Source organism: Saccharopolyspora phatthalungensis (genome assembly GCF_014203395.1).
Taxonomy (GTDB): Bacteria; Actinomycetota; Actinomycetes; order Mycobacteriales; family Pseudonocardiaceae; genus Saccharopolyspora; species Saccharopolyspora phatthalungensis.
This window is the reverse complement of record NZ_JACHIW010000002.1, coordinates 968,632-991,527: the sequence shown is the minus strand read 5'-3', so window position 1 is coordinate 991,527 and position 22,896 is coordinate 968,632. Positions and strand designations below refer to the sequence as shown.

Annotated in this window: 23 protein-coding genes; 8 read left to right on the top strand and 15 right to left on the bottom strand. The window is 69.1% G+C overall.

The window, feature by feature from the left end:
• The first annotated feature begins 208 nt into the window (after positions 1-208).
• Genes BJ970_RS31085 through BJ970_RS31060 form a run of 6 tightly spaced genes read left to right on the top strand, consistent with a single transcriptional unit; the run spans position 209 to position 5,245 of the window.
• A complete protein-coding gene (locus BJ970_RS31085) occupies positions 209-1,258 on the top strand; it encodes a phytoene/squalene synthase family protein (protein ID WP_184730843.1) in 1,050 nt (349 codons plus the stop codon).
• Entirely contained in the window at positions 1,255-1,605 is a 351-nt protein-coding gene (locus BJ970_RS31080; RefSeq protein ID WP_184730841.1) for a lycopene cyclase domain-containing protein, read from the top strand. Before BJ970_RS31085 ends, BJ970_RS31080 begins: the two co-directional genes overlap by 4 nt.
• The gene (locus BJ970_RS31075; RefSeq protein WP_184730839.1) at positions 1,602-1,928 is read left to right on the top strand and encodes a lycopene cyclase domain-containing protein; all 327 of its coding nucleotides are present in this window, start codon (positions 1,602-1,604) and stop codon (positions 1,926-1,928) included. The genes BJ970_RS31080 and BJ970_RS31075 overlap by 4 nt, the downstream gene beginning before the upstream one ends.
• Positions 1,925-2,683, top strand: coding sequence for a class I SAM-dependent methyltransferase (locus tag BJ970_RS31070; protein WP_184730837.1), 759 nt, complete (start codon positions 1,925-1,927; stop codon positions 2,681-2,683). The genes BJ970_RS31075 and BJ970_RS31070 overlap by 4 nt, the downstream gene beginning before the upstream one ends.
• Positions 2,673-4,238: an FAD-dependent oxidoreductase gene (locus BJ970_RS31065; protein ID WP_184730836.1), complete on the top strand. Its 1,566-nt coding sequence runs from the start codon at positions 2,673-2,675 to the stop codon at positions 4,236-4,238. Before BJ970_RS31070 ends, BJ970_RS31065 begins: the two co-directional genes overlap by 11 nt.
• Positions 4,235-5,245, top strand: coding sequence for a Rieske (2Fe-2S) protein (locus tag BJ970_RS31060; protein WP_312864561.1), 1,011 nt, complete (start codon positions 4,235-4,237; stop codon positions 5,243-5,245). Before BJ970_RS31065 ends, BJ970_RS31060 begins: the two co-directional genes overlap by 4 nt.
• A gap of 15 nt (positions 5,246-5,260) precedes the next feature.
• Here BJ970_RS31060 and BJ970_RS31055 read toward each other — a convergent pair whose 3' ends face one another.
• The 5 genes from BJ970_RS31055 to BJ970_RS31040 all read right to left on the bottom strand — a co-directional run bounded on the left by BJ970_RS31055 (position 5,261) and on the right by BJ970_RS31040 (position 8,647).
• A complete protein-coding gene (locus tag BJ970_RS31055; protein WP_184730834.1) occupies positions 5,261-6,403 on the bottom strand; it encodes a methyltransferase domain-containing protein in 1,143 nt (380 codons plus the stop codon).
• On the bottom strand, positions 6,403-6,534 hold the full coding sequence (locus tag BJ970_RS39160; protein ID WP_281399653.1) for a hypothetical protein: 132 nt from the start codon (positions 6,532-6,534) through the stop codon (positions 6,403-6,405). The genes BJ970_RS31055 and BJ970_RS39160 overlap by 1 nt, the downstream gene beginning before the upstream one ends.
• Positions 6,535-6,759: 225 nt before the next feature.
• On the bottom strand, positions 6,760-6,996 hold the full coding sequence (locus BJ970_RS31050; RefSeq protein WP_184730831.1) for a hypothetical protein: 237 nt from the start codon (positions 6,994-6,996) through the stop codon (positions 6,760-6,762).
• Positions 6,993-7,172: a hypothetical protein gene (locus BJ970_RS31045; RefSeq protein WP_184730829.1), complete on the bottom strand. Its 180-nt coding sequence runs from the start codon at positions 7,170-7,172 to the stop codon at positions 6,993-6,995. Before BJ970_RS31045 ends, BJ970_RS31050 begins: the two co-directional genes overlap by 4 nt.
• A 275-nt stretch (positions 7,173-7,447) precedes the next feature.
• Entirely contained in the window at positions 7,448-8,647 is a 1,200-nt protein-coding gene (locus BJ970_RS31040; protein ID WP_184730827.1) for a helix-turn-helix domain-containing protein, read from the bottom strand.
• A gap of 233 nt (positions 8,648-8,880) precedes the next feature.
• On the opposite strand from BJ970_RS31040, the gene BJ970_RS31035 reads away from it, so the two are divergent.
• The gene (locus BJ970_RS31035) at positions 8,881-9,189 is read left to right on the top strand and encodes a hypothetical protein (protein WP_184730825.1); all 309 of its coding nucleotides are present in this window, start codon (positions 8,881-8,883) and stop codon (positions 9,187-9,189) included.
• 39 nt (positions 9,190-9,228) lie between these two features.
• Here BJ970_RS31035 and BJ970_RS31030 read toward each other — a convergent pair whose 3' ends face one another.
• Positions 9,229-10,596, bottom strand: a complete 1,368-nt coding sequence (locus tag BJ970_RS31030; RefSeq protein WP_312864560.1) for a cation:proton antiporter domain-containing protein — start codon at positions 10,594-10,596, stop codon at positions 9,229-9,231.
• Between the two features lie 255 nt (positions 10,597-10,851).
• Positions 10,852-12,099 (bottom strand): aminotransferase class III-fold pyridoxal phosphate-dependent enzyme, encoded by a 1,248-nt coding sequence (locus tag BJ970_RS31025; RefSeq protein ID WP_184730821.1) that lies wholly within the window; start codon positions 12,097-12,099, stop codon positions 10,852-10,854.
• A 49-nt stretch (positions 12,100-12,148) separates the two neighbouring features.
• Here BJ970_RS31025 and BJ970_RS31020 point away from each other — a divergent pair, with 49 nt between their 5' ends.
• Positions 12,149-13,921 (top strand): phosphoribosyltransferase family protein, encoded by a 1,773-nt coding sequence (locus BJ970_RS31020; protein ID WP_184730819.1) that lies wholly within the window; start codon positions 12,149-12,151, stop codon positions 13,919-13,921.
• Here BJ970_RS31020 and BJ970_RS31015 read toward each other — a convergent pair.
• From BJ970_RS31015 to BJ970_RS30980, 8 genes are all read right to left on the bottom strand, one after another.
• Positions 13,916-14,629, bottom strand: a complete 714-nt coding sequence (locus BJ970_RS31015; protein WP_184730817.1) for a PIG-L deacetylase family protein — start codon at positions 14,627-14,629, stop codon at positions 13,916-13,918. The two genes, BJ970_RS31020 and BJ970_RS31015, sit on opposite strands and share 6 nt — an antisense overlap.
• Positions 14,630-14,638: 9 nt before the next feature.
• Positions 14,639-15,625: a glycosyltransferase family protein gene (locus tag BJ970_RS31010; protein ID WP_184730816.1), complete on the bottom strand. Its 987-nt coding sequence runs from the start codon at positions 15,623-15,625 to the stop codon at positions 14,639-14,641.
• Positions 15,618-15,857 carry a DUF6137 domain-containing protein gene (locus BJ970_RS31005; protein ID WP_184730814.1) on the bottom strand — a complete coding sequence of 80 codons (240 nt, stop codon included), beginning with the start codon at positions 15,855-15,857 and terminating at the stop codon, positions 15,618-15,620. Before BJ970_RS31005 ends, BJ970_RS31010 begins: the two co-directional genes overlap by 8 nt.
• 224 nt (positions 15,858-16,081) lie before the next feature.
• A complete protein-coding gene (locus BJ970_RS31000) occupies positions 16,082-16,714 on the bottom strand; it encodes a histidine phosphatase family protein (protein ID WP_184730811.1) in 633 nt (210 codons plus the stop codon).
• Positions 16,711-17,610, bottom strand: coding sequence for a radical SAM family protein (locus BJ970_RS30995; protein WP_184730809.1), 900 nt, complete (start codon positions 17,608-17,610; stop codon positions 16,711-16,713). Before BJ970_RS30995 ends, BJ970_RS31000 begins: the two co-directional genes overlap by 4 nt.
• A gap of 32 nt (positions 17,611-17,642) precedes the next feature.
• Positions 17,643-19,259 carry a GMC oxidoreductase gene (locus BJ970_RS30990; RefSeq protein ID WP_184730807.1) on the bottom strand — a complete coding sequence of 539 codons (1,617 nt, stop codon included), beginning with the start codon at positions 19,257-19,259 and terminating at the stop codon, positions 17,643-17,645.
• Complete coding sequence (locus BJ970_RS30985; protein WP_221468324.1) at positions 19,256-21,076, bottom strand: ABC transporter ATP-binding protein; 1,821 nt, start codon at positions 21,074-21,076, stop codon at positions 19,256-19,258. The genes BJ970_RS30990 and BJ970_RS30985 overlap by 4 nt, the downstream gene beginning before the upstream one ends.
• Positions 21,073-22,845, bottom strand: coding sequence for an ABC transporter ATP-binding protein (locus BJ970_RS30980; protein WP_184730805.1), 1,773 nt, complete (start codon positions 22,843-22,845; stop codon positions 21,073-21,075). The genes BJ970_RS30985 and BJ970_RS30980 overlap by 4 nt, the downstream gene beginning before the upstream one ends.
• Positions 22,846-22,896 lie beyond the last annotated feature (51 nt).

Below are 22,896 nucleotides of genomic sequence, written 5' to 3'. Positions count from 1 at the left end.
ACCACCGGCCGAGGGGGGACCGACGATTGCGTGTGGTGAACGGCGCGAGTCATCAAGTAGTCCAGGCCGGGCTGCACTTGACGGGCCGCGGTCGGCGGGTCGTGCTGCTCGAACGCGAGCCGGCGCCGGGTGCGCGGACGGACAGCCTCCCCGGACCTCCGGGCGACCGACGAGGCAGTCGGTCAGTCCGATGCGCAAGGATCCCGCGATGAGTGGCGCGGAGCTGGACGCCGCGGGCATCACCGATCCAGAACTGAGACTGGCCTACGCGTGCTGCCGGGAGCTCAACGCCCTGCACGGCCGCACCTACTTCCTCGCGACCAGGCTGCTTTCCCGGGCCCAGCGGCCCGCAGTCCACGCGCTGTACGGGTTCGCCAGGTGGGCCGACGACATCGTCGACGTGGCGCGACCGGGGGAGTGCGATGCGGACCGGGCCGCTCGCTTGGACGCGGTCGCCCGGGAGCTGTTCGCGGGTCTGGACCGGGGCGGCAGCACGGTGCCGGTGCTGGCCGCCGTGATCGACACCGCGTTCCGTTACGGCCTCGACCGGGGCCTGTTCCAGGACTTCCTGCGCTCCATGCGGATGGATCTGGAGGTGACCCATTATCCGGACCGGGCCGCGCTGGACCGCTACGTCCGCGGCTCCGCGGAGGTGATCGGGCTGGAGGTGCTCCCGGTGCTGCGCACGGTGGGGGCCGTGGAGATGGCCGCCCCGCACGCCGCCGCGCTGGGCAAGGCGTTCCAGCTGACCAACTTCTTGCGCGACGTGGCCGAAGATCTCGATCGCGGGCGGATCTACCTGCCCGCCGACGAACTGGCCGCCCACGGTGTGGATCGAGACCTGCTGCAGTGGTGCCGGCGGCGCGGCTGCACCGACCTGCGGGTGCGCGAGGCGCTGGCCGAGCAGCACGCCACCACCCGCCGCATCTACCGGTTCGCCCGTGCCGGCATCCCGCTGCTGGATCCGATCTCCCGGCCCTGCGTGGAAACCGCGGCGGTGCTCTACCAGGAGATCCTTGACCGCATCGAGGCGGCGGATTTCGCCGTGTTCACCCGCCGAGCGGTCGTCGGCAGGTGGCGACGGTTCCGCGTGGCCGGCGTCGGGCTGGGACGTGCGGCGTGGGCGCGTCGCGTTGATCGGGTAGACGGTCCCACCGGTGCGCATCGCCCCCGCACCCGACCGGCCACGGTTCGCACCGCTAACCCGCCGCAGCACGGCATCGCCCACCGCGACAGCTCCCGGGGTGGTGGCAGATGACCGACCGGTGGCAGTACCTGCTGGTGATGGCCGCATGTCTGCTGGTGACCATGCCGCTGGAGTTCCTCGGCGCGCGGGTCTACCGCCACCCCGTGCGGCTGGCCAGGGCGGTGCTGCCGGTGGCCGCGGGGTTCCTCCTGTGGGACGCGGTGGCGATCGCCGCGCGGGTGTGGATGTTCAACCCGCGCTACGTCACCGGGATCGAGCTGGCCTTCGGCGTGCCGCTGGAGGAACTGGTCTTCTTCCTGGTCGTCCCCGCGTGCGCCCTGCTGACCTACGGCTGCGTGGAAGCGCTGCTGCGGCGGGCGCGCCGCAGCGGTCAGCCCTCTGGTGGCGGGGCGCGATGATCGGGCTTGGGTACACCCTGCCCGCGCTGCTGTCGGTGTGCGCGGTGCTGGCGTGGGAGTTCGCATACCTGCGCACCGGTCTGCTCACCAAGCCGGGCTACTGGATCTCGGTCGCGATAGTGCTCGGGTTTCAGGTACCCGTCGACGGTTGGCTGACCAAGCTCGATGCGCCCATCGTGTTGTACAGCCCGGAGCACGTCAGCGGGTTGCGGTTTCCGTGGGACATTCCCGTCGAGGACTTCCTCTACTGCTTCTCGCTGATCACCGCGGTGTTGTTGCTCTGGGAGCGCCTGCGTCGGCCAGCGGATGGGGTGGTGTCGTGAAACTCGACAGGACGGGTCTGCGCCGGGATGCCGTGCCCGCCGCGTTCGACACCGGAGCCGCGGCCTACGACCGGCTCGTGGCCGTTAACCCCGGCTACCACGACCACCTCCGCATCTCCGCGCGTCGCATGCGGTTGCCGGACGAGGGCGCGGGCCTGCGGCTTCTGGACGCCGGGTGCGGCACCGGGGCATCGACCGCTGCGCTGCTCGCCGTGGCCGGGCGCGCCGAGATCGTGGCCGTGGACGCCTCGGAAGGGATGCTTCAGCAGGCCAGGCGCAAGCCGTGGCCGTCTTCGGTGCGGTTCGTCCACGCCCGCATCGAGGACCTGTCCGAGTCCGGGGTGCGTGGGCCGTTCGACGGGATCTTCGCGGCGTACCTAGTGCGAAATCTGGCCCAGCTGGACACCCAACTGCGGGCCTTCCGGCGGCTGCTGCGACCGGGCGGGACGCTCGCGGTGCACGAGTACTCGGTGCGCGACTCGCTGCGGGCCAGGGCGGTGTGGCACGCCGTGTGCTGGAGCGTCATCATCCCGGCCGGGCTGGTGACCACGGGGCGAACCGCGCTGTTCCGGCACCTGTGGCGCAGCGTGCGGGCTTTCGACGGGGTCGCCCGGTTTCGCCGGCGGCTCACCGACTGCGGGTATACCGCCGTGCACGACGAGACCATGACCGGCTGGCAGCGTGGGGTGGTGCATACCTTCCTGGCCAGCGCGCCCGCCGAGGGCTGCGGAGAGGAGCCGCGGCATGCGTGGTGAAACCGATCGTCGCGTCGTCCGCCACCGCGCTCCGGACGGGGTGGCGGACGCCCGGACGCTGGGACGGCGGCCGCATGTTGTCGTGGTCGGCGGCGGCATCGCCGGGCTGTGCGCCGCCACCGGGCTGGCCGAGCGCGGGGTGGGCGTCGAGGTCATCGAGCGGGAGGACCGCCTTGGCGGACGCGTCGGAGGGTGGACCGAACAGCGCCCCGATGGCAGCAATGTGGCGATGAGCCGCGGTTTCCACGCCTTCTTCCGGCAGTACTACAACCTCCGCGCGCTGCTGCGTCGCGCCGACGCGCGGCTGAACTGCCTGACTCCCCTGGATGATTACCCGCTGGTTGACGGCGCGGGCAGGTGGGACACCTTCCGGGGCCTGCCCCGCACCCCACCGTGGAACGCGCTGCTGTTCGCCCTGCGCAGCCCCACCTTCCGGTTCGCCGACCTCCTCCGGCTGAACCCGCGCGCCGCCGCACCGCTGGCCGCGGTGTCGGTGCCCGAAATCTACCGCCGGCTCGACCACATCGACGTCGATACCTTCCTCGATCGCATCCGGTTCCCCGCGGCGGCGCGGCATTTGGCGCTGGAGGTGTTCTCCCGCAGCTTCTTCGCCCCGCCGGCGCAGCTTTCGGCCGCCGAGCTGGCCACCATGTTCCACATCTACTTCCTGGGGTCGAGCGAAGGACTGGTGTTCGACGTCCCCGAAGCCGGATTCGACCGGAGCTTGTGGTCGCCGTTGGGAAAGCACCTCACCGCGCTCGGCGTCGATTTTCGCCTCGCCACCACCGCGCGGAGTGTCGAGCTCGCCGGCAGCCGCAGGTTCCGGGTGCTGCTCGACACCGGACGCGGCATTGATGCCGACGGCGTGGTGCTGGCCACGGACGTGGCGGGGCTGCGCCGACTCCTGGACGCCTCGCCCGGGCTCGCCAAGGCCGCCGAATGGGCTGATTCGGTGCGCGGGTTGCGCAACGCACCGCCGTTCCTGGTCCAGCGGCTCTGGCTGGACCGGCCCGTGGCAGCCCACCGCCCGGCGTTCCTGGCAGCGGGCGGGTTGGCGCCGATGGACAACGTCAGCGTGCTGAACCGGTACGACCGCGATGCCCGTGACTGGGCGGCCCGGCACGGCGGCTCGGTCGTGGAGCTGCACGCCTATTCGGTCCCCTCGAACGGGAGCCCGGAGCGCAAGCACATCGACCGTCTGCGCCGGGAGCTTGTGGGTCGCTTGCACCAGCTGTATCCGGAGACACGGCGGGCGGGCGTGCTGGAGGAATCGGTGCTGTGGCGCGCGGACTGCCCGCTGTTCGGCGTCGGTGACTTCGCCCGCCGCCCGGGGGTGCGCACCCCGCATCCGGGGCTCGTGCTCGCCGGGGACGGGATCAGGATCGACGTCCCGGCGGCGCTGATGGAGCGCGCCGCGACCACGGGCTGGCACGCGGCCAACTGCCTGCTCGCCCGCTTCGGCGTGCGTGGACACGAACTGCGGTCGGTGCCGACCAGGGGCCGCCTGGCGCCGCTGCGCCGACTCGCCGAACTGGCAAGGGAGGCCGAACGGTGACCAGGTTGTCCGCCCTGCTGCCCAAGTGGCCCCAAAACTGGCCGCTGCAACCGGTTCCCCGGACCCGCTGGGCGCGGCAGGAACCGACCTACCGGGACGCCGATCCGCAGGTGATCGGCGCCGCACTCAAGCGGGCCGAGGCCAGACCCGCCGGGAACTGGTTCGTCTTCGCCGCCAGCCGCGGCATCCGCGCCGGACGGCCGCTCGGGTGCCGGGTCGCCGGGGTGGAGTTGGTCGCCTGGCGCGCTGCCGCAGGCCGCCTGGTGGTCGGCCCCGGGGCCTGCCCGCACCTCGGCGGCCCACTCGATCAGGCCACTGTGGACGGTGGCGAGTTGGTGTGCCGGTGGCACGGCCTGCGCATCGGCACGGGTGGCTGCCACGGTTGGTCGCCGATGCCTAGCCACGATGACGGCGTGCTCGCCTGGGTCCGGCTGGACACCGTCGGCGGCGAGAAACCGCTGCCCGCGCCGGTCGTCCCCGCCAGACCGCCGGAAGAGTCCGCTGTGGACTCTGTGGCCGAAGTGGTGGGCGTCTGCGAACCGTCCGACATCGTCGCCAACCGGCTCGACCCCTGGCACGGCGGGTGGTTCCACCCTTATTCCTTCACCAGGCTGCGAGTGCTCAGCGCCCCGGGCAAGGTCGATGTGCCGCCGGAGCAGGACAGGTTCCTGGTCGCGGTGACCTTCCGGGTGGCCGGCCGCCTTGGAGTTCCCGTCCACGCCGAGTTCACCTGCCCCGAACCGCGCACCGTGGTGATGCGGATCGTCGCCGGAGAAGGCGTCGGCAGCGTGGTCGAAACACATGCCACTCCACTGGGCAACGGCCGCGACGGGCGCCCGAGAACAGCGGTCATCGAGGCCGTCGTCGCCGACTCCACCAGACCCGGATTCGCGCTCGCGCGTGCCTCAGCGGCCCTGCTCCGCCCGGTCATGGCGCGAGCCGCCGCACGGCTCTGGCGCGACGACCTGGCCTACGCCGAGCGCCGCTACGCCCTCCGCACCTCCTGACGCCTACGGAAATCTCTACGGTGATTTCCATTGAAATCGCCGATCATCGACGTCCAGCCACACGTAGTGTTGCCCGCCATCGACGGTGAGACCGAAGCGAGTTCGCGCCGGACGGTTCAGCGATGCCCACCAATCGTGTGCGGCGGTGACCTCGGACCACAGCGAACGCGGGCCGATTTCCCGTACCGGGTAGACACCGTGAGCGGTGGCCTCCGGCGAGACGTTCACGGTCGCGATCGAGCGGCTGTCTACGTGGTACACCAGCAGCTCGAAGGTGTCCGGGTCGTCGTAAGCGATACTCTTTTGCACGTCCGGAATCCGCATTCCGACGGCAAATGAGCCATCGCCGAAGGCGACTTCGGTCGGGGTGATGGTGGTGCTGGATTCCCGTGCTTCGGTGCTGGCCTCGATGATCTCGCCCATGTCCGCGGCTTGCCCGAACGGGTAGCGCTGGGCGCGCAGACGCATGAACGCGGCGTCTCCCACGACCGATCCGGATGCGGAGTGACCATTGTGGACGGTGAGTCGGACGAGGACACCGTTGTGGTAGTCGGTCCCCCAGGGGGTGAGGATGATCCCGCCGGGCGCGACCTGCTCCAGCCACGCGGGCGGTATGCCCGCGACGTTGATCGACGCGGTGCAGATCAGTCGGTCATACGGTGCCCGCGCGGGGAAACCATTCAGCCCATCGGCGCAAGCTACGGTTGGCCGATACCCCACGCGGGTGAGGCTCGCCCTAGCGTCGGCGACGAGCGCTGGGTCCACATCAACCGTGGTGACGTTTGCGCTGCCGAGACGTTCGGCAAGGAGTGCGGCGTTGTAGCCGGTGCCGGTGCCCACTTCCAACACCCGCTGCCCATCGCGCACATCGAGGGCTTCCAACATGGTTCGCACGACGCTCGGCTGTGAAGCCGAACTCGACACCTGACCCCGAACCTCGGGCCACGGCGTGGCCCCGTCGTCGATCTGGGTAACGATCGGAAGATCCGAGGCAACCACGTTCGACCATGTCTCGGGATCGGTGTCGCGGTCGATCGGCCGCAGACGCCCCGAATCGTCGTTGGCCCAAGCACGGGCGGGGATGAAGGAGGCGCGGTCCACCGCCCGGAACGGCGCATCCCACGCCGTTCCGGGCGTCGCGGCGGAATTCGTGCTCATCAGTGCCTGTTGCCCGTGTCCGGGTCGGGCGGTCCCTGCGGGCCGTTGCCCTGTGGCTTGTGCGGCGGATCCTGCGAGTCTTGTTCGGTCTTGTCCTCGTGTTTGGCTGTCAGGACGTGAGCCGGTCTCATCGGTGATGTGCTCCCTTCCTTTTCCAGTTTCATCGTGTGGATCGGTTCGAGAGCTGTAGTCACCGGACGGGTGGCACTTGTCGGCTTCCTGCCCGCCCGATCGAGGCCATCGAGCCGTTTCGCGCCTCGTCGATGGCGCGCCACGGTGCTCGGTGTCCTCTCCGTTGAAGTGGTGCCGATGCGGGTGCCGGTCGGGGGGCGAACGTGCGGCACCCGCATCAGCGTCTAGGCGACCGCAGCGGGCGGTCTGTGGGCGGCGCGGCGGGCGGCACAATTCCGGCAACCGACCACGCTGACGTGTGCGAGAGTCGGTGCATTGCCACCGATCACCCGCATCTCGCACAGGGTCCAGCTACGCCGGGCGTGTTCCCGCTCGTGGGCTTGGCGGTGGTGGTCCACCCAGATATCAGCGAGTTCCGCACCAGCGTCGTCAGAGGTGAACCACGGGGACGTGCCGCTCACCCGGCCGCACCACCCGGATTGTGGCTGACACCGGCCGAGGCGCGAAGGTTGCCGTGGTGGGCGTCGGCCTCATGCTGGGCGACGACGTCGGCATAACGATCTTCGAACCGGCAGTCTCGGGCCGGGCAGCGGTAGGCCCACAGCAGGGGCGTGGGTTTGGTGACCTTCTCCGGCATCGGTGGTGTCCTCCCCAGTCCTCGACGTCAGGGGTGGAACCGGCCGAGTCGTGATCCTGTTCGTGTTCCCCGGCCGATCCCACGTCGGCCGTAGCGAGATCGGCCGTTGGGGCCGCTACAGCCCAGCCGCGCCGGTCGGGGGTGCTCAGACCCTGCGCCGTATTTTGGAGTACCCGCCATTGCGACATGTGACCGAACATAGACGGAGAGTGATCGATCGCGGGGTACAACCTGTACCCAGTGTGGTTCGGGTACAGGCTGTACCCGGCGACGCCCTAAACGAGGTCGAGGTGACGCCCAAGGCCCTGTGCGTCGGCGCGGACGGTGTGACCGCCATGCTCGGACAGGTCCTTGATCGCGGCGCGGGTGAAGAGGTTGAACCTTACGGTTTCCGGGCTGATTTGTTGCGCCCTGGCCAATAGGTGCACGGCCGCAACGTGCTCACGCGCCTGGTGGTAGGCCCTCGCGGTTTCGATCGTGTGGAACGACCGCCGAGTCTGTGAGGTCATGCCGTCGAGGTCGAGTCGGTCGGCCTGCCGGATGGCCTCGTGCGGGCGCATCAGGTCCACGAGCATGGTCACGGCGTAGGCGTCGACCATTGATCGGCCGAACCGTAGCCAGGGGTGCTCGTAGCCGCCGGGAAGTGCCTTCGCCGCTCGGTCTGCATCGTCCCAGTACCGCCAGGCATCGCCGTCGCGACCGACTTTGGCGAAGGAAAGCGCGCACGCGAGGCGCAGCAAACCCCAGAACGCCCGCTCATCGTCGGAACGCTCAGGGTTAAGCAAGCCGGCAGTGTCGAGCGCGAGTTGTACGCGAGCCTCGTGCTGCTGGCCGGCGTCTCGGAAAACGTGGTTCATGTACCAGGCCGCCGCGCTCATCGCCAGCGGGTCATCCGTGCCCTGGGCGGCGGTCATAGCGCGGTCTCCGCACAGGTGCACTAGCTCGGGCGCTGGCTGGAACGACAGGAACAACTGCACGAGGTGGTAGGTCTGGGCCTCTGTTGCCAGCATGGTCCGCCGGTCCCGGTCGTCGACGCGGGGAACCGCAGTGCGAACGTCGTGAAGTAGGGATGGGAGCAGTCCAGCGACGGCTGTTCGGTGTCGAGCGCTTCCGTGCCATAAGTCCCATAACTGCCCGACTTTCGCAACAAGACCGGCAACGTCGACCGGCCCCGGCTCCGTGCTGATCGGATAGCTCGCGAGAGCCCGCGCAATATCGGGCAGTCGATCGTGCGCGATCTTGCCATAGTGCGTACCCGCTATCCTGGGGTCTCCGATGAGTTCTACGAGTTCCACACCGAGTCGATCGGCGAGGGCGAACAGCATCGACGGACGGGGCATCAGATAATCGCCCTTTTCCAGCCTTTTGAGCCATTCCGCGCTGCGGCCGACGAGACCGGCGAGAACAGGACGGGACATGCCCTCGCGGTTTCTCAGTCGCTTGAGCCGTTCACCGAACGGCAGATCAGGGTTCATTGTGAGTCCCCTCTTCCCCGGGCGGTGGTCACCGCCCGGTACCTTTAGTCGTCCCTGTGGGTGTGTTTCCTCGGGCGACGTGCTGATCAGAGTATCGGTGCGAACGCGGCCGGTAACAGACTTGGACCGATCACCTCGATGGCGGACGACCCAATCCCCAGAATGGAGCAGCCAGCGGTATCGACGTGATTCGGTTTGCCACAACACAATTCTGCCTAGAGAGACCGTCCCGCGTGAGTGATGTCGAGTTCCATCGGGTGCCCACTGCGGAGGTTTACCGCGAGGTCTTCGCGCGCTACGAGTACGGAGACGAACACGTCCGCTTGTTCAAGGACCGTTTCGCGATCCAGCACCAACGGCCAGGTGTGGGACTGATCGTCGCCACCGGCTCGGATGGCAGCATGGCAGGCTTCGGCTTCGGGCTCACCATGCCGTCAGCAACCACGTGGTGGACCGGCCTCACAACCGACGTGGAGCCCGAAGTCACGGAGGAATCACCCGGCCGAACCTTTATGTTGATCGAGCTTCACGGGCGACGCTGACGGTTCACATGACTCCGGGGCGGGGGATCCCGATTTTGCCTAAAATTGGGAAATTCCGGACCCGCCGGGGTCCGGACGGCGTGCAGGGCCCGGTGCGTCCGGCATCGTCGTACCGTTGTCGCTCCCGTCGTGCGAGGCGTTGTCCGGCCCTCCTTCGGCCACCACGGTCCCCGCTTTTCCGGCGGTTTGCAGAATAACCTCGTGGATCCGCTTCGACGGGTACAGCCTGCGCAGCAGCGGCCCCGCCATTGCGGTGGTCAGCAAGGCCATGACCACCATCAGCGAATAGAGTTCGCGATTCAGCACGCCCAACTGCAGCCCGACGGTGAGAATGACCAGTTCGGTGAGCCCTCGGGTGTTCATCAGGATGGCCAACGCGGTGGCATCGCGACTGTCTACTTTGCTCGCCCGTGCCGCGAGGTAGGTACCGCCGAACTTCCCGCCGACCGCGACGAGGAGGATCAACACCAGATCGCCAACGCTGGCGAGGTTCATCGCCGACAGATCTACCTTCAGGCCAGCAATAACAAAGTAAACCGGCAGGAGCAGGACCCCGCCGATCCGTTCCATGCTCTCCCGGAGCTTGGCCGGAGCGCTCCCGGTGCCTTCACCCGGCATGATGACGCCGAACAGGAACGCGCCGAAGATGAAGTGCAGCCCCATCCATTCGGTCAGCGCGCCCGAGACGAGCAGACCGGTCAGCGCGACGGGGAAGATTCGGCGCTGACCGTCGCCCCGCGACGCGCGGAACCAGCGTTCCAGAAACGGCCGCACCACCAAGAACATGACGAGGACAAAGGGAATGACGAAGACGATGAGCCACTGCGGCCTGCCGTTGCCACCGAGCAACGTGACGACCACGGCCAGTGTCGCCCAGGCGATGACATCGGAAATCGCGGCGCACGACAGGGAAAGCTCCCCCAAAGGTGTCCGGATCAGCCCGTGGTCGGAAAGAATTCTTGCCAAGACCGGGAAAGCCGTCACCGACATGGCCGCGCCCATGAACAGGACGAAGCCGAGATGATGGACGGCGGGGTACCTGGTGACCAGATGCAGGGCCAGCAGGCAGCCGAGCCCGAACGGCAGCAGCATCGAGGCCAGCGACACGGTGACGGCGGTGCGCCCCTTTCCCCGCATCGGGTTGTCGTTGAGTCCCATCCCGACCAGGAACATGAACAACGCCAACCCGACGTCGGCCAGCGCGCCGAGGTGCGGGCGGACGGCCTCTGGGATCAAGGCGGTGCCGACGACCCCGTGAAAGAAGAGCGGTCCGACGAGTATCCCGGCGCCGATCTCACCGATTACCGGGGGCTGCCCAAGGCGCCGCGCCAGCGCGCCCAGCAGCTGGGTGAGGACCAAGATGAACGCGAGCGCGAAAAGCAGTGGTGCGACTTCAACAGAGGCCACGGTAGCCACTCCCGAGTTGTGGGCCAGATCGGTGCTCCGACGAGGTTCTCCCTGCTGGGACAGCGAATTCCAGGTGGGCTCTTGAATGGGCGGGCCAGCGCCAGCAGGATACCTGCCGGGAGGTAAGCATGAAGTCACCGAGGGAAGAAAAATGGCAACAGGATGCGACTTTTTGACACATGCGCCCAAATGTCGTAGGACACGGTCGGCTGTTTAGGGGGCAAAGCGCGAGGGGGCGGCGCGCCGCCGTCCGGGTCAGTCGTCGAGATACTTCGCGACCAGTGCGGCCGTTGTCGCGCGAGTGCGGGGGCCTTCGGCCAAGCCGTCCATGACGGCCCAGGCCGAGGTGTAACGGGCCTCGTCGTCCACCTCGGTCGCGGGCCAGCGGCCCGACAGTTCGGCGCACACCTTCTTGAAACGGGCCACCGCATCGTCGATGACCGCTGTAGTAAAGGCCGCGGACGGAGCCTGGTTGTCGCCCCGATAGAACAGCAGCCGCTCCGCGGCGGCGGCCTGGTAGAACTCCCGTTTGACCTCCTTGTTCGCCGGCACGAACTGGAAAAGCGGACCGGAACCGACGATCTTGACCGGAACTCCGGACTCGACGAGCGCGCGGCGGGCTTCCGCGACGAACGTGGCGCCGGCGTCGCCGATGACCGCCGTGGGAACACCCGTTGCGACGCGGGTCAGGGTCGCCTCCGCGGCGGCGAGAATGGCGGGCTCGAAGAAAGAGGTGAACGAGATGTCCTCCATCGGGGCAAGAAGAGCCGCGCGTCCTCCGACGGCGGCCACCGCCGCCCCGTTGGCCATGCCTTTCGCGACTGTCCACACTGCCGGTTCCAGTAGATGTGCGGTGGACAGCCCCGACCGGTAGCGCAGGCCGACCTTGACCTCGTCGACGATCACCGGCACCCCCGCCTCCGCCGCGAGCCGGCCCGCCGTCCGGTACCAGGATTCCGACAAGTGCAGGTGATCAGGCGACACGACGACCGCTGCCACCCGGTCCGGGGTGCGTAGCAGGTCGGCCAGGACGTCGAGGTCGAAGAAGAAGTCCACCACGCCCGATTCGTTCGGCGTGAACGGTTCCGGGGCGGGGAACCACATCGGATCGTAGCCGTGGTAGCCCGCGCTCAGCAGTAGTGGCTTGCCGACGGCCTCCCGCACCGACAGCGCCGCAGCCCGCAAGGCCGAGGTGCCGGTGCGGAACAGGGCGACGGCTTCGCCGCCGCAGAGCTCGCGCAACATGTCCAGCACCGTGTCCAGCGCCGGACTCCATCCGGTCGCGGCGCCCCGCTTGCCGGCGGCTGCTTCCGCGACCGCCTTGGCGACCTCGTCATCACCGTGTCCCAGCGTCACCGAACCCCTGGCGTTGTCGAAGTCGATCCAGGTGTCACCGTCCACATCGGTCACATATGCTCCGGAAGCCGCCACGAACGTCCTTGGCGTGCCGTCGATGTGCCGGGGACAGGTGGGGTGCTCGGCCAGGCCGACTCGGTTAGACATGCGATGAACTCCTTGTGATGCAACGGTTTTGCCGGTATGTGTGGGAACCATGGACGTCGAGACGAGTCGCCGGGCTCCGGCCGGGCCAGCTGTCGGATTGCCCCCGCTGCACCGCGGAATGCTGGAGACCGCCGCCCGCTGCGGCGATGCTCGTTCGTTGTGGGCTTTCGCCTGCTGGACCGAGCAGGTACTCGCTGACACCTGTGCGGCAGCGGGGCACGTCAACGTGACCTGGAATCGGCATCTTCGCGACGTGCGCACGCGATGTGCGCGCCTGGCCGCCGACATGGTCGCGGGGAGTCCACCGGACCCCGACAACGTCCGCGCGCTCGGCGCCGTCATGGCATGCGCGACTGCGGGGATCGAAGGGCTCTGGGGCGTCCGGACACCGGTGTTGGAGCACGCCGCGGACTGGAAGACACCGGAGAGCTTCGCCTATGACCTCAGCGATCCCGAGGTGTGCCATGCACAAGCCGCGCAATGGCCACCGGGGCCGGTGCTCGTGGTGGGCGTGCGCACAGGCGGGTCCTATCTGGCCCCCCTGTGGGTGGCGGGCCTCGACCGGCCGAACGCCGCATACACGACGATGCGTCCGCTGCGGGAGCACGGCGGTATCGTCTTCGCGCCCGGCGAATTGCCTGCGCGGCTTGTCCCGGGCACGACCGTGGTGGTCGTGGACGATCAGCCTGATACCGGACGGACTCTCGTCGAGGTGTGCGACTTGCTGGCCGCGCGGTACCCCGATGCGCGAGTCGTCCTCACCTCTCCCGGGCGGCAGTACGAGCGCCGAGGGGACGAGTTGGTGGCGACGGTCGACACGCTGCCGCTGTGCTCGGCCCGCCCACGCGTGTGGGAGCTGCTCGGCTCCCGCGACCGGCCGCGGCTGCTCGCCCGCCTCGCCGAGGCCGGGCTTCCCGACGGGCTCACCGTCGAGCCCTTCAGCGGTCCGTTCGACCGGCGATACCCCGCCGCGCAGCAGTGGCTGCCATGGACCGACCGCGCCAGCACCAAGCCCTTGCGCATCGACCCCCGGCACGCGCCGTTCGTACTCTGCCGCGACGCTCGGCCCGCCTACGTCGCACGCTTCATCGGCGAGGGCCCGCACGGGAGATGGAGCGCTGCCCAGCTCGACCGATTCGCCGGTCTGACGCCTGTGTCGACCGCGTTCGTCGATGGTTACCTGGTCACCCCGTTCGATCACAGCCTGCGCCCCCTCACCACAGTGCTGTCGGAATCCGACGGCCACGTGCGGTTGGGCGAGGTCGCGCGGTACTGGCGCATCCTGGCCGCGACGAGCTCGGTGTGCCGGGTTCCCGCCACGCTCACGAAGCAGTTGCGCGCACCGCTGCGGCATGCCCTCGACCGGCTGCGCGAACGGATCGGTGGCCCGCTGCCGGTGGACGGCGTGTGGATCGACCGGCATGTCCCCGAGTCCGTACCGCGCGGCGGGGCGGAGGGTTTGCTCGTGCGTTCCTCGCTGCCATACGCCCACCAGCGATGGCACTGGCAGGTGGCCGGTGAGCAACTGCGGCGGTTCGGCATCGACTCGATATGGGGAGGGACGCTGTGCGTGGACGCGGAGGTATCGGCATTCCTCGTGGAGAACCACACCGACCGGGCTGTGTCGGAGCGAACCTGTGCGGTGCTGGACGAACTGCTGCCGCCCGGCGTGGTGACGGGCGCGCTCGGCCGGATAGGCGAGGCGCTGCTGTGGAACCTCAAGACGTGGAACCGTCGCCGCCCGGTACTTTCCGGGGCCGCCACCGAGCGGATCATCGCGGACCTGGAGCGTCTGCGGGACGCGGTGCTCGCCCTGTCATGACGCGCTCCAGTAGCGTTCGCCCAGGCCGGTGGGGGAGATCCGGCCCGCGTGGGCCAGCATTTCGTCGATGTTCTCCTGGTCGGTCTGGCTGCCATAGCAGCACATCCCGGCGATCTTCGCCGTGGCGAGCTCACCGAACTCCACCGTGCACACCGGCCGCAGCCCCCGGGTTCGCATCGAATCCTCCACTGTGGATAGCGGATGGTGTGCGGCGTAGGGGATGTCCTCGTAAAACACGGCATCGGGGGCTATTTCGCGCACCGCGTCGTGGACGATGCGATGGTCGACGTGGTTGCCGACGGCGCCGGGAGCCACGACCACCTCCGGCCGGAGTCGCCGCACCAGCGTGCGGATCCGGTCGGCGACCTCGTCGGCGACCGGATCCGCTGCGGCATCCGCATCGAGCTCGGTGTCGTCGTCGTAGCCGCGCAGACTCGCGTCGCGGAGATCCCAGCTCAGTGTCCGGATTCCCCGGTCGCTGCCGTAGCGCCGGTCCTCTTCGGCGCGTGCGCTGGACACCGCGTCCGGCCCCTGGGCGCGCAACTCCCTGGGCAGCGCCCACGTCGACCGGCCGAACACGGTCACCAGCGTCGCGCCGCAGTCGCGCAGATGGCGCTCGACCAAGCCGCCGCAGGAGTAGGCGATGTCGTCCGGATGCGGCGCGACCAGCAGGACACGCCGCCCCGTTGGTCCGAACGGAAATGTCACGGGTCCTCCTCAGGGCAGCTCGGCGATGACGGTGGCGTAACGGCGGGCGATCTCGGCCCAGCCCGCCTCGGCGCGCGGCCGCGGGCTTGGCGTACCCGGTTCGGCCAGCAACCGCTCGGTGAGCGCGTCGAGATCGGGCGCCTGCCAGGAAGCGAAGCGGCCGAGCTCGCCCGCGCCGCCCAGCGCCACGACCGGGACGCCGACCTGCACCGATTCGGCGGCCAAGAAGTTGAAGGTCTCGTGGAACCGCGACGGCAGCACCAGGACGCTCGCGCCCGCGAACACCCTGGTCCAATCCGCGCGAATGTCGTAGAAGTCGACCAGATCGACGAGGTCGTGGTAGGCGAAGCGGGCGAAACGAACGCGCGCCTCCCGGCCGGTGCGCGACCAGCCGGAGAAGATCAGCCGCAGCGGCCTGCCGTGCGCCAGCAGCTTTCGCACGCAGCGCTCGGCGGCGTCGTTGTCGATCTTGCCCAGTTGCAGCACCAGCGGGCCGCGCGGGTCGCCCGCGTCCACGCGCGGCAGGTGATCGGCGGCCCACGGGATCACGTGAGCCCGATGGAAGCAGCGGGTCCACGCCGCGGGTCTCAGGAACACCTCGGTCATCGGGCCGTCCGGGCGCGCTCGGGCCGCGATGCACCGCCCGGCAGCCCCGGTCGTATGCGCGGGGCAGGGCGGCGGGGTGGACAGGTCGGGGGCGATGCGGCTGACGTCGTGCCAGATCCGCACCACCCGCGCGGACAGTCCGGGCTCGCCCGACCCGGTGAAGATTTCGCTTTCCACCAAGGGGAACACCGCGTCCACCCGCTCGCGGCGCACCCGCGCGGCGACGGTCTCCGGATCGCCCTCCCGAGCCGGGTAGCAGTCGACTTCCACGCCTGCGCCGCGCAGCCCCGCGATGAGGTGCCACAACGCGGTTTCGACCCCGCCCCAGGATCGGGTGGTGTCGAACCCGTCGTCGTAGACCTCGATCAGCACCCGCGGCCGGTCAGGCATCGGGGTGCGCGTCACGGACCCGCTGGCGGAGGTCGGCCAGGACGAGCCTGCGTTCGTTGGTGTCCAGCAGATCCAGCGTCCGGTCGAACACCGCCTCCAGGCGGTGCACGACGCCGACATAGTCGCGCGGGTCGACGTCGACGTAACCGTCGGCGAGGACATCCGCGGGCTCCTCGCCGGTTTCCTCGCAGACGCACTTGAGCACCAGCTGATCGGTGAACAGGTCGGTCATGATCGTTCCTCTCCTTCGGTCTGTTGTATAAGCGGCGTAAGCCGCTTGCGGTGTGGGACTCAGCTTGCACCGCTGCGGGTTCTCAGACGTCGTCTGGCGAGGACAGCCCCAGCGCCGTGTTGGGCATACATAAGTCGGGGATCCCGGAGTCCAGGCGGCGTGTGAGGTTCCGCGACCGGCACCGCTATGCAAACCACTTTGAAACACTCTCCTTAATCGGGCGGTTACACCAGGCCGCCCAGATGTGCTTTGGTGTTGGCAGTGACCAGGGTCGGCGGGCCGTCGCGGGGGACGTCGATGACGAACACACCGGTCCGGCTCACCTTGAAACGGAACGCGGAGTACACGCAGGACTCCAGCCCGAGTAGTACCAGCAGCAGTGCCTGGGTCGTTTCGGCGTGGGAGACCATGACGTACTCGCCGTCCGCCGAGCACCGCTCATGCAGGAAAGATCGCACCCGATGGCGTTGCGCGGCCAGGCTTTCCACGCCAGGCGCGACTTCCTCGTCGGGACGCAGCATCCGTGCGTCCAGCACCTCCTCCCACTGCCGCCCCGACATCGGGGTCGCGAACCGGGCGGGGGCGCCGACCTCGGCCAACCGCGCGTCGGTCGTCACCCGTACCCGCAGGGCCATCCCCAACTCGGCGGCGGTGGCCGCCGCCCTGAGCTGAGGACTGGCGAACACCGTGGGCCGCTCGACCACGGTCGGCAACGCGGCGGCGAGCAGCGCCGCCTGCCGCACACCCAGCGCGGTCAGCGGCGAGTCCGCGTCGAAGCCCGCCATCTCCGCGTCGTCGGCGATCAGGTTCAGTTCGGCCTCGCCGTGTCGGGCCAGGACGAATCGCCGCCCGTTCACACGACCGGCAGCAGCCGGTGCTGCGGTACCTGCATCCTCGGACGGGAGTTGTTGAACTCCTGGTTGGCGATGCATGTGCCGCACGGCCACTGGTCGTACTCGCGCTCCTCGCCGAAGCCGTGGAACAGGTGCTTGGGAACCGAGTAGCAGTCGCACTTGACCATGTTGATTTCGCCGTTGGACACCTGGAAGTTATAGCCGTTGGTGATCTGGTCGCACACCGCGTCCCTGGTTCCGTTGTCATAGATGTAGCGCCACCGCCGGAAATACTCGGCGGGAGGCAGAAATGCCGCCTTGTGCAGCTTCGTGTAATCGAGGTACACGGTCAGCGGCTGCCCCTTGAACGCCAGGAGCGGCATGATGTGCAGCAGGCCGCCGTAGCCGCGGCCGTTGAGGTAGTCGATGAATTCGTTCATCTCGTCGATCGTTTGGTCGTGGTAGACCAGCTGCAACTCGGCGTCGAGTTCGACCGCGGCGTCCATGATCCGGTCGACCTGCTCCTGTTTCAGGCCCCGTTGGGCGTTCATCCGCGCCGTGTGCCCGTCAACGGAGAACACCCACAGCAGGTCGTTTCTGCCCTGCAGGCACCTGGGCAGCTTCGTGCCGTTGGACAGGACCTCCACGACGTAGCCGTCGTCAGCGGCGCGTCGCTGCAGGTGGTCGAGGATTTTGGGGTAGAGGGTGATCTCCCCGTCGCATTCGACCCGGAATAGCACCGAATCGGCGGAGTAGCGGGCGAAGATGCGCTCCAGCGAGGCGATCGTCGCGGCCTGGTCGACCTTGGCCTTCTTGACCTCGCAGTACTGGCAGCGGATGTTGCACGCGCCGTCGAGGACGATGTTGCGGTACTTGCGGACCTGGTTGACTTGCGGCGGCCAGTTCACGGTGTCGCTCATGGTGGCTCCTCGGGTGCGGTGCGGATGTGAACTCAGGCGACGGTCGAGGTCTTCGTCCGCCGTGCGATGGCTTCGGCCGTGCGCAGTGCGTGGGCCTGGATGGTCAGCGTCGGGCTCAGTCCACCGGGATAGGGCATGACCGAGCCGTCGGCGACGTAGACGTTGTCGGTGCTGTGAACGCGGCCCCAGGGATCGGTGACGGAGGTGGTCGGGTCGAGGCCCGCGCGGCAGGTGCCGTGCAGGTGGGTGCTGCCTTCGATGAAGTCGCTGGGCTCGGTGCGGACGGTTCGCGCGCCGCACTGGTGCAGCAGCCTCCGGCCACGGTCGACCATGTACGCCAGCCTGGCGAGGTCGCGGGGGTCGGGCCGGTAGTGCATGCGGATGACGGGAACGCCGTCCTCATCGACCTGCTCGCCGAGGGTCACACGGTTCTCGGGGGAGGGGTGGTCGGCCAGGATGGTCTCCACGCGCAGGACCGAGTCCGCACCCGTTGCGTCCGGTTCATCGGGTTTGGCCTCGTAGAGCAGGCCACCGACCCCGGTTGGGCAGTCCTCGTCGACATAGTGGTCGGTGAAGGAAACCGTGGAGAACGGGCCGGGCAGCGGTCGTCCGTCCGCACTGCCGGTGAGCGGGTCCACCTCGCCTACGACGTACTCGCTGAGTTTCATGCACAGGCCGCGGCCCACCATGTCCGACTCGTTGCCCACCCCGCCGGGCGCGTAGCGGGTGCGTGAGCGCAGCAGCAGCGCCGCGGTCTGGACCGCGTTGCACGCCAGCACGATCGCGCGAGCTCGGACCCGGTGGAGCTGGCGGGAAAGCCGGTCCAGGACAACGACCTCATCGACCCGTCCGCGAGCCCGCTGGTCGAGCGCGAGCGCCCGGACTCCGGTACGCAGGGTCAGCCCGGGATGGTCGGCGAGCGGGCGCAGGAAAACCGAGACGACATCGCTCTTGGCCGCCGTGGGGCACTGAAAGCTGATGCACAGCGATGCCGCCGAGCAGCCCGGCCGACCGAGGCGGGCATCACGGTTGATCGCTAGTGGAGTCGGGAACGGGCGGTAGCCGAGCGTCTCGCCTCCGGCCCAGAGCCGCCGACCCGCTGCGCTTCGCGGGTGCCCCGGGCCGCGTCCGTGCCCGCTCGGGCCGTTGTCTCCGCCGCAGACGCCGAGCCGTTGTTCCATCTCGGTGTAGTACGGGGCGAGATCGGCCAGGGTATAGGGCCAGCGCACGTCCAGGCCGCGCACCCGGATCAGGTCGGACGGGTCGAAGTCGAAGTCGTGGTAGCGGAAGGAGGCGCCGCCGTAGAAGACGGTGCCGCCACCCAGGTTGCTGGTCGTCCACGGCCAACCGCGCTCGATCCAGTCGCCGTCGTCGCCCGGGATCTCCGCCCGCCGGCACAGCTTGTCCAGTTGCCCGTTGGTGATACCGGGCGCGAGCCGGAAGCCCTCCTCGATCAGCAGCACGTCCAGACCGGCACGCACCAGATGGTCGGCTGCGACCGAACCGCCCGCGCCGCTGCCGATCACGCACGCGTCGTACACCCTGCGGGTGTCCTCGCCGGCCAAACCGTCGCGATGGGCGGAGCCCAGCGCCTGCGGATGCCAGGCGTGGGAGTTGTCGCGAGGCAGCGCCGCCCGGAGCCTGCTCATGGTGCCGTCTCCTGTTCGGTTCGCACGGGCTCGTTCCTCGGCGCGATCAAGGGGGTCGCGTCCGCCGCCCCGGTTGAGGCGGACCGCAGCAGCATGGCGAAACGGCCGTCTTCGGCGGCCAGTTGCGCGGGTGGGCCGTCCTCCACGACCCGGCCACCGTCCAGCACCACGACCCGGTCCGTCTCCGCGACGGTGGACAGCCGGTGCGCTATGACAAGCGCGGTCCGTCCACTCAGGACCGTCGCCGTGGCGGCGCGAACGGTGCGCTCGGCGGCGGCGTCGAGCGCGGCGGTGGCCTCGTCCAGAATCAGGACCGGGGGGTCGGCAAGCACCACGCGGGCCAGTGAGACGAGTTGGCGTTGCCCCGCCGACAATCGCGCTCCCCGCCGATGCAGGTCGGTGTCGTATCCCTCGGGCAGAGCGGCGATGAATTCGTGCGCGCCCACCGTGCGCGCCGCCCTGATGATGGCGTCCCGATCCGCGGCGGGATCGCCGAAACCAATGTTGTCCGCGACGGTGCCGGAGAACAGGAAGGGCTCCTGCGGAACGAGCACTACCGCGCGGCGCAGCTCCGGGTCCGCGACCGAGCGCAGGTCGATTCCGTCCATCGTCACCGCACCTTCGTCGGGGTCGTAGAACCGGGCCAGCAGCTTGGCGATGGTGGACTTTCCCGCCCCGGTGGGGCCGACGAGGGCGACGCTGTGGCCGGGAGCCAGGTCGAGAGTCAAGCCGTCGAGCACCCAAGGGCCCTCGCGCCGGTAGCGGAACCGCACCGAATTCAACCGCATCGTCTTGCCGGCGACAGTGGGCAACGGTACCGGACGGTCGGTGGCGGGCAGGCTGACCGGAGAGCGTAGGAGTTCCGCGACTTTCTCCAGCGCTGTCGAGGCAGACGAGTAAGCGTTGGCGAAGGACGCCAGTTCATCGATGGGGTCGAAAAGACGCTGCACGTACAGCAGAAACGCCGCGAGTTCGCCCAGCGGCAGCATGCCGGCGGCGATGCGGGCAGCGCCGATCCCGATTACCAGCACCAGCGTCAGGTTGCCGAGCAGGACGACGCTTCCGGTGAAGCGCCCGTTGACCGATCCCGTCGCCGACTTGGCCGACAGATACTCCCGGTCCGCCGCCGCGACCGCGGACTCGCTGCGGTCCTGCACGCGGAACGACTTGACGGCCCGCATGTTGTCCAAGGTGGACATCAGCTCGCCGGTAAGGGTGGACTTGACCGCACGCACCCGCCGGTAGTTGTGCCGCGACCAGCGCAAGAACCAGCGCACCAGCGGCCACATCGGCGCGAGGCAGGCCAGCACGACCAGGCCGAGCGGCAGATCGAGCCACAACATGGCCGCCACGCACGCCACGGTCGAGAGCAGCGCGGAGAACAACCCGTCCAGTCCCATTTCCAGCAGGTCGTTGAGCGCTTCGATGTCGTTGGTCATGCGCGAGACCAGCGGCCCGGAGCCGTAGGACTCGTGGAAGGATTGCGAAGAGCCCAGGATCCGGCCGAACAACAGGCGCCGCAGGTCCAGCAGCATCCTCTGGGCGATGCGGCCGGAGTAGCGCAGGAACGCGTGCTTGGTAAGCGCGCTCAGCACGCCTGCGCCCGCGTAGCCGGCGATGATCCATGCCAGGGGTGCCCAGTCACCGGCGTGTGCCGCCGGCAGGCCGATGTCGATGCCGGCGGCGATGAGCAGGGGAGTGATAACGCCCAGGGCGTTCTCCACCAGGGCCAGCGTCATAGCCGCCGCGACGCGGCCCCGGTAGGGCCGGACCAAGCGGACGAGCAGATCCCGTGAGCCGCGCTCGGGGGTGCTCAAGCGACCACCCCCGGCGTGCTCGTCTCGGCGAACAGCTTCCGGTAAAGCGGCTGGGTGCTCAGCAGTTCCTCGTGCGGGGCGCAGGCCACGATCCGGCCGCCGTCCAGGAGCGCCACCCGGTCGGCGCGCATGGCCGAACCCGGCCTGTCGGTCACGACGAGAGTGGTCACGCCTGCGGTGGCCGCGTCCCACGCGCTCGCCACTTCGTGCGCCGTGGTTGCGTCCAGCGCGGAGAGCGGCATGTCGAGGACGAGCACTACCGGGTCGGCCAGCAGCGCACGGGCCATGGCGAGTCGCTGCCGCTGGCCGCCGGACAAATTGCCGCCCTGCTCGCCGAGGGGAGCATCGAGTCCTCCGGGCAGATCGCGGACGAAGTCATCGGCGCGGACCACCCGCAGCGCGGCCCACACCTGGTCATCGCCGAGCGGCTGGCGGGCGCCCAGGCCCACGTTGTCCCGCACCGAGGCATCGAACAACAGCGGCTCGTCGAAGACGTGGATCACCGTTGACCGCAGCGTGTCCTCGTCGAGTGCGCGCAGGTCGACCCCGTCGAGAGTCACCCGCCCCGCGGTGGGGTCGGCCAGCCGCGAGGCCAGCGCGGTCAGCGTCGACTTGCCGGAGCCGGTCGGGCCGGTCAACGCCACCGTCTCGCCGGGACGCAGGTGCAGGTCTACCCCGCACAACACCTCCGCGTCCTGTCCCTCCGGCCGGTAGCGCACGGCGGTGAAGCGCAACTCGCCCCGTGGCGGACCCGGCAGCGCAGCCCCGGGATCCGGCGCGGGAATCGAATTCCGGACATCGCGGATCTTCCAGTACCGGTCGCCTGCCGCCGCTGCGGTGTTGGCGTCGGCGATGAGCCAACCGAGGGTATCGGCGGGCCAGCGCAGGTAGGTGGTGGCCGTGATCGCGGCGACCAGGGTGCCCATGCTCAGGGTTCCACTGACCACGCCGTGCGCCCCGACAGCCAGCAGACCGGCGACGGCGAGTTCGGGCAGCGCAACGATGACAGCCCACAGCAGCGCCATCTGGTCGAGCTTGCGAACCTCTGCGCCCCGCAGCGCACGCGCCAGCGCGTCGAACCTGGCTGCCATCGCCGGGCCCCGGCCGAACGCCCTGATCAGCCGCGCTCCCAGCACCGACTCCTCGACCGCGGTGGCCACCTCGCCGTCGAGGTACTGCGCGGAGCCGGCGGCCGCACGCAGCCGGGATTCGCAGATCACGGTCACCACGACCATCGGGCCGAAGGCGATCAGCACGACCAGCGCCAGCCGCGGCGACAGCACGACCAGCAGCACCACACCGACGACCAGGGCGAACACGTTGACCACCAGGTAGATCGCCGAAAACGCGGCAAAGCGGCCGATTTCGGCGATGTCACCGACCGCACGAGAGATCAGTTGTCCGCCGCTGTGGCGCTCGTGGAAGGACATCGGAAGCCGGTGCAGATGGCGTAGCAGATCCGCACGCATCCCGGTTTCCAGCTCGGTCGCCGGGCGCACGACCAGCCGCCTGCGCGCGGCCACGAGCAGGCCCTCGCCGACACCGACGACCGCCATCGCCGCGACCACCCAGACAAGACCGGACCAGTCGCCGTCGGCGAGCGGACCGTCGATGGCCTGCCGCAGCAGCAGCGGCAGCGTGAGGCCCGCCGCTGTGGCACTCGCCGCCGCCAGTCCCGCCGCGATCATGCGGACTCGATTGGGCCGCAGGTAGTGGGCGCAACGCCACAGCACGGCGGCGGTGCTGGTGGTTCGCCTGCCTTCAGGCATCGGACTTCTCCCGGCCTAGGTGGCTGGTGTTTTGGGTTGCTAAGGATCGGG

Excerpts from the sequence above, each read along its gene's own strand:
- BJ970_RS31025 (WP_184730821.1), bottom strand. The coding sequence starts at position 12,099 with ATGTCTAACCGAGTCGGCCTGGCCGAGCACCCCACCTGTCCCCGGCAC.
- BJ970_RS30980 (WP_184730805.1), bottom strand. The coding sequence starts at position 22,845 with ATGCCTGAAGGCAGGCGAACCACCAGCACCGCCGCCGTGCTGTGGCGT.
- BJ970_RS30990 (WP_184730807.1), bottom strand. The coding sequence starts at position 19,259 with ATGAGCAGGCTCCGGGCGGCGCTGCCTCGCGACAACTCCCACGCCTGG.
- BJ970_RS31040 (WP_184730827.1), bottom strand. The coding sequence starts at position 8,647 with ATGAACCCTGATCTGCCGTTCGGTGAACGGCTCAAGCGACTGAGAAAC.
- BJ970_RS31020 (WP_184730819.1), top strand. The coding sequence starts at position 12,149 with ATGGACGTCGAGACGAGTCGCCGGGCTCCGGCCGGGCCAGCTGTCGGA.
- BJ970_RS31045 (WP_184730829.1), bottom strand. The coding sequence starts at position 7,172 with ATGCCGGAGAAGGTCACCAAACCCACGCCCCTGCTGTGGGCCTACCGC.
- BJ970_RS31055 (WP_184730834.1), bottom strand. The coding sequence starts at position 6,403 with ATGAGCACGAATTCCGCCGCGACGCCCGGAACGGCGTGGGATGCGCCG.
- BJ970_RS39160 (WP_281399653.1), bottom strand. The coding sequence starts at position 6,534 with ATGAGACCGGCTCACGTCCTGACAGCCAAACACGAGGACAAGACCGAA.
- BJ970_RS30995 (WP_184730809.1), bottom strand. The coding sequence starts at position 17,610 with ATGAGCGACACCGTGAACTGGCCGCCGCAAGTCAACCAGGTCCGCAAG.
- BJ970_RS31085 (WP_184730843.1), top strand. The coding sequence starts at position 209 with ATGAGTGGCGCGGAGCTGGACGCCGCGGGCATCACCGATCCAGAACTG.
- BJ970_RS31075 (WP_184730839.1), top strand. The coding sequence starts at position 1,602 with ATGATCGGGCTTGGGTACACCCTGCCCGCGCTGCTGTCGGTGTGCGCG.
- BJ970_RS31065 (WP_184730836.1), top strand. The coding sequence starts at position 2,673 with ATGCGTGGTGAAACCGATCGTCGCGTCGTCCGCCACCGCGCTCCGGAC.
- BJ970_RS31080 (WP_184730841.1), top strand. The coding sequence starts at position 1,255 with ATGACCGACCGGTGGCAGTACCTGCTGGTGATGGCCGCATGTCTGCTG.
- BJ970_RS31005 (WP_184730814.1), bottom strand. The coding sequence starts at position 15,857 with ATGACCGACCTGTTCACCGATCAGCTGGTGCTCAAGTGCGTCTGCGAG.
- BJ970_RS31010 (WP_184730816.1), bottom strand. The coding sequence starts at position 15,625 with ATGCCTGACCGGCCGCGGGTGCTGATCGAGGTCTACGACGACGGGTTC.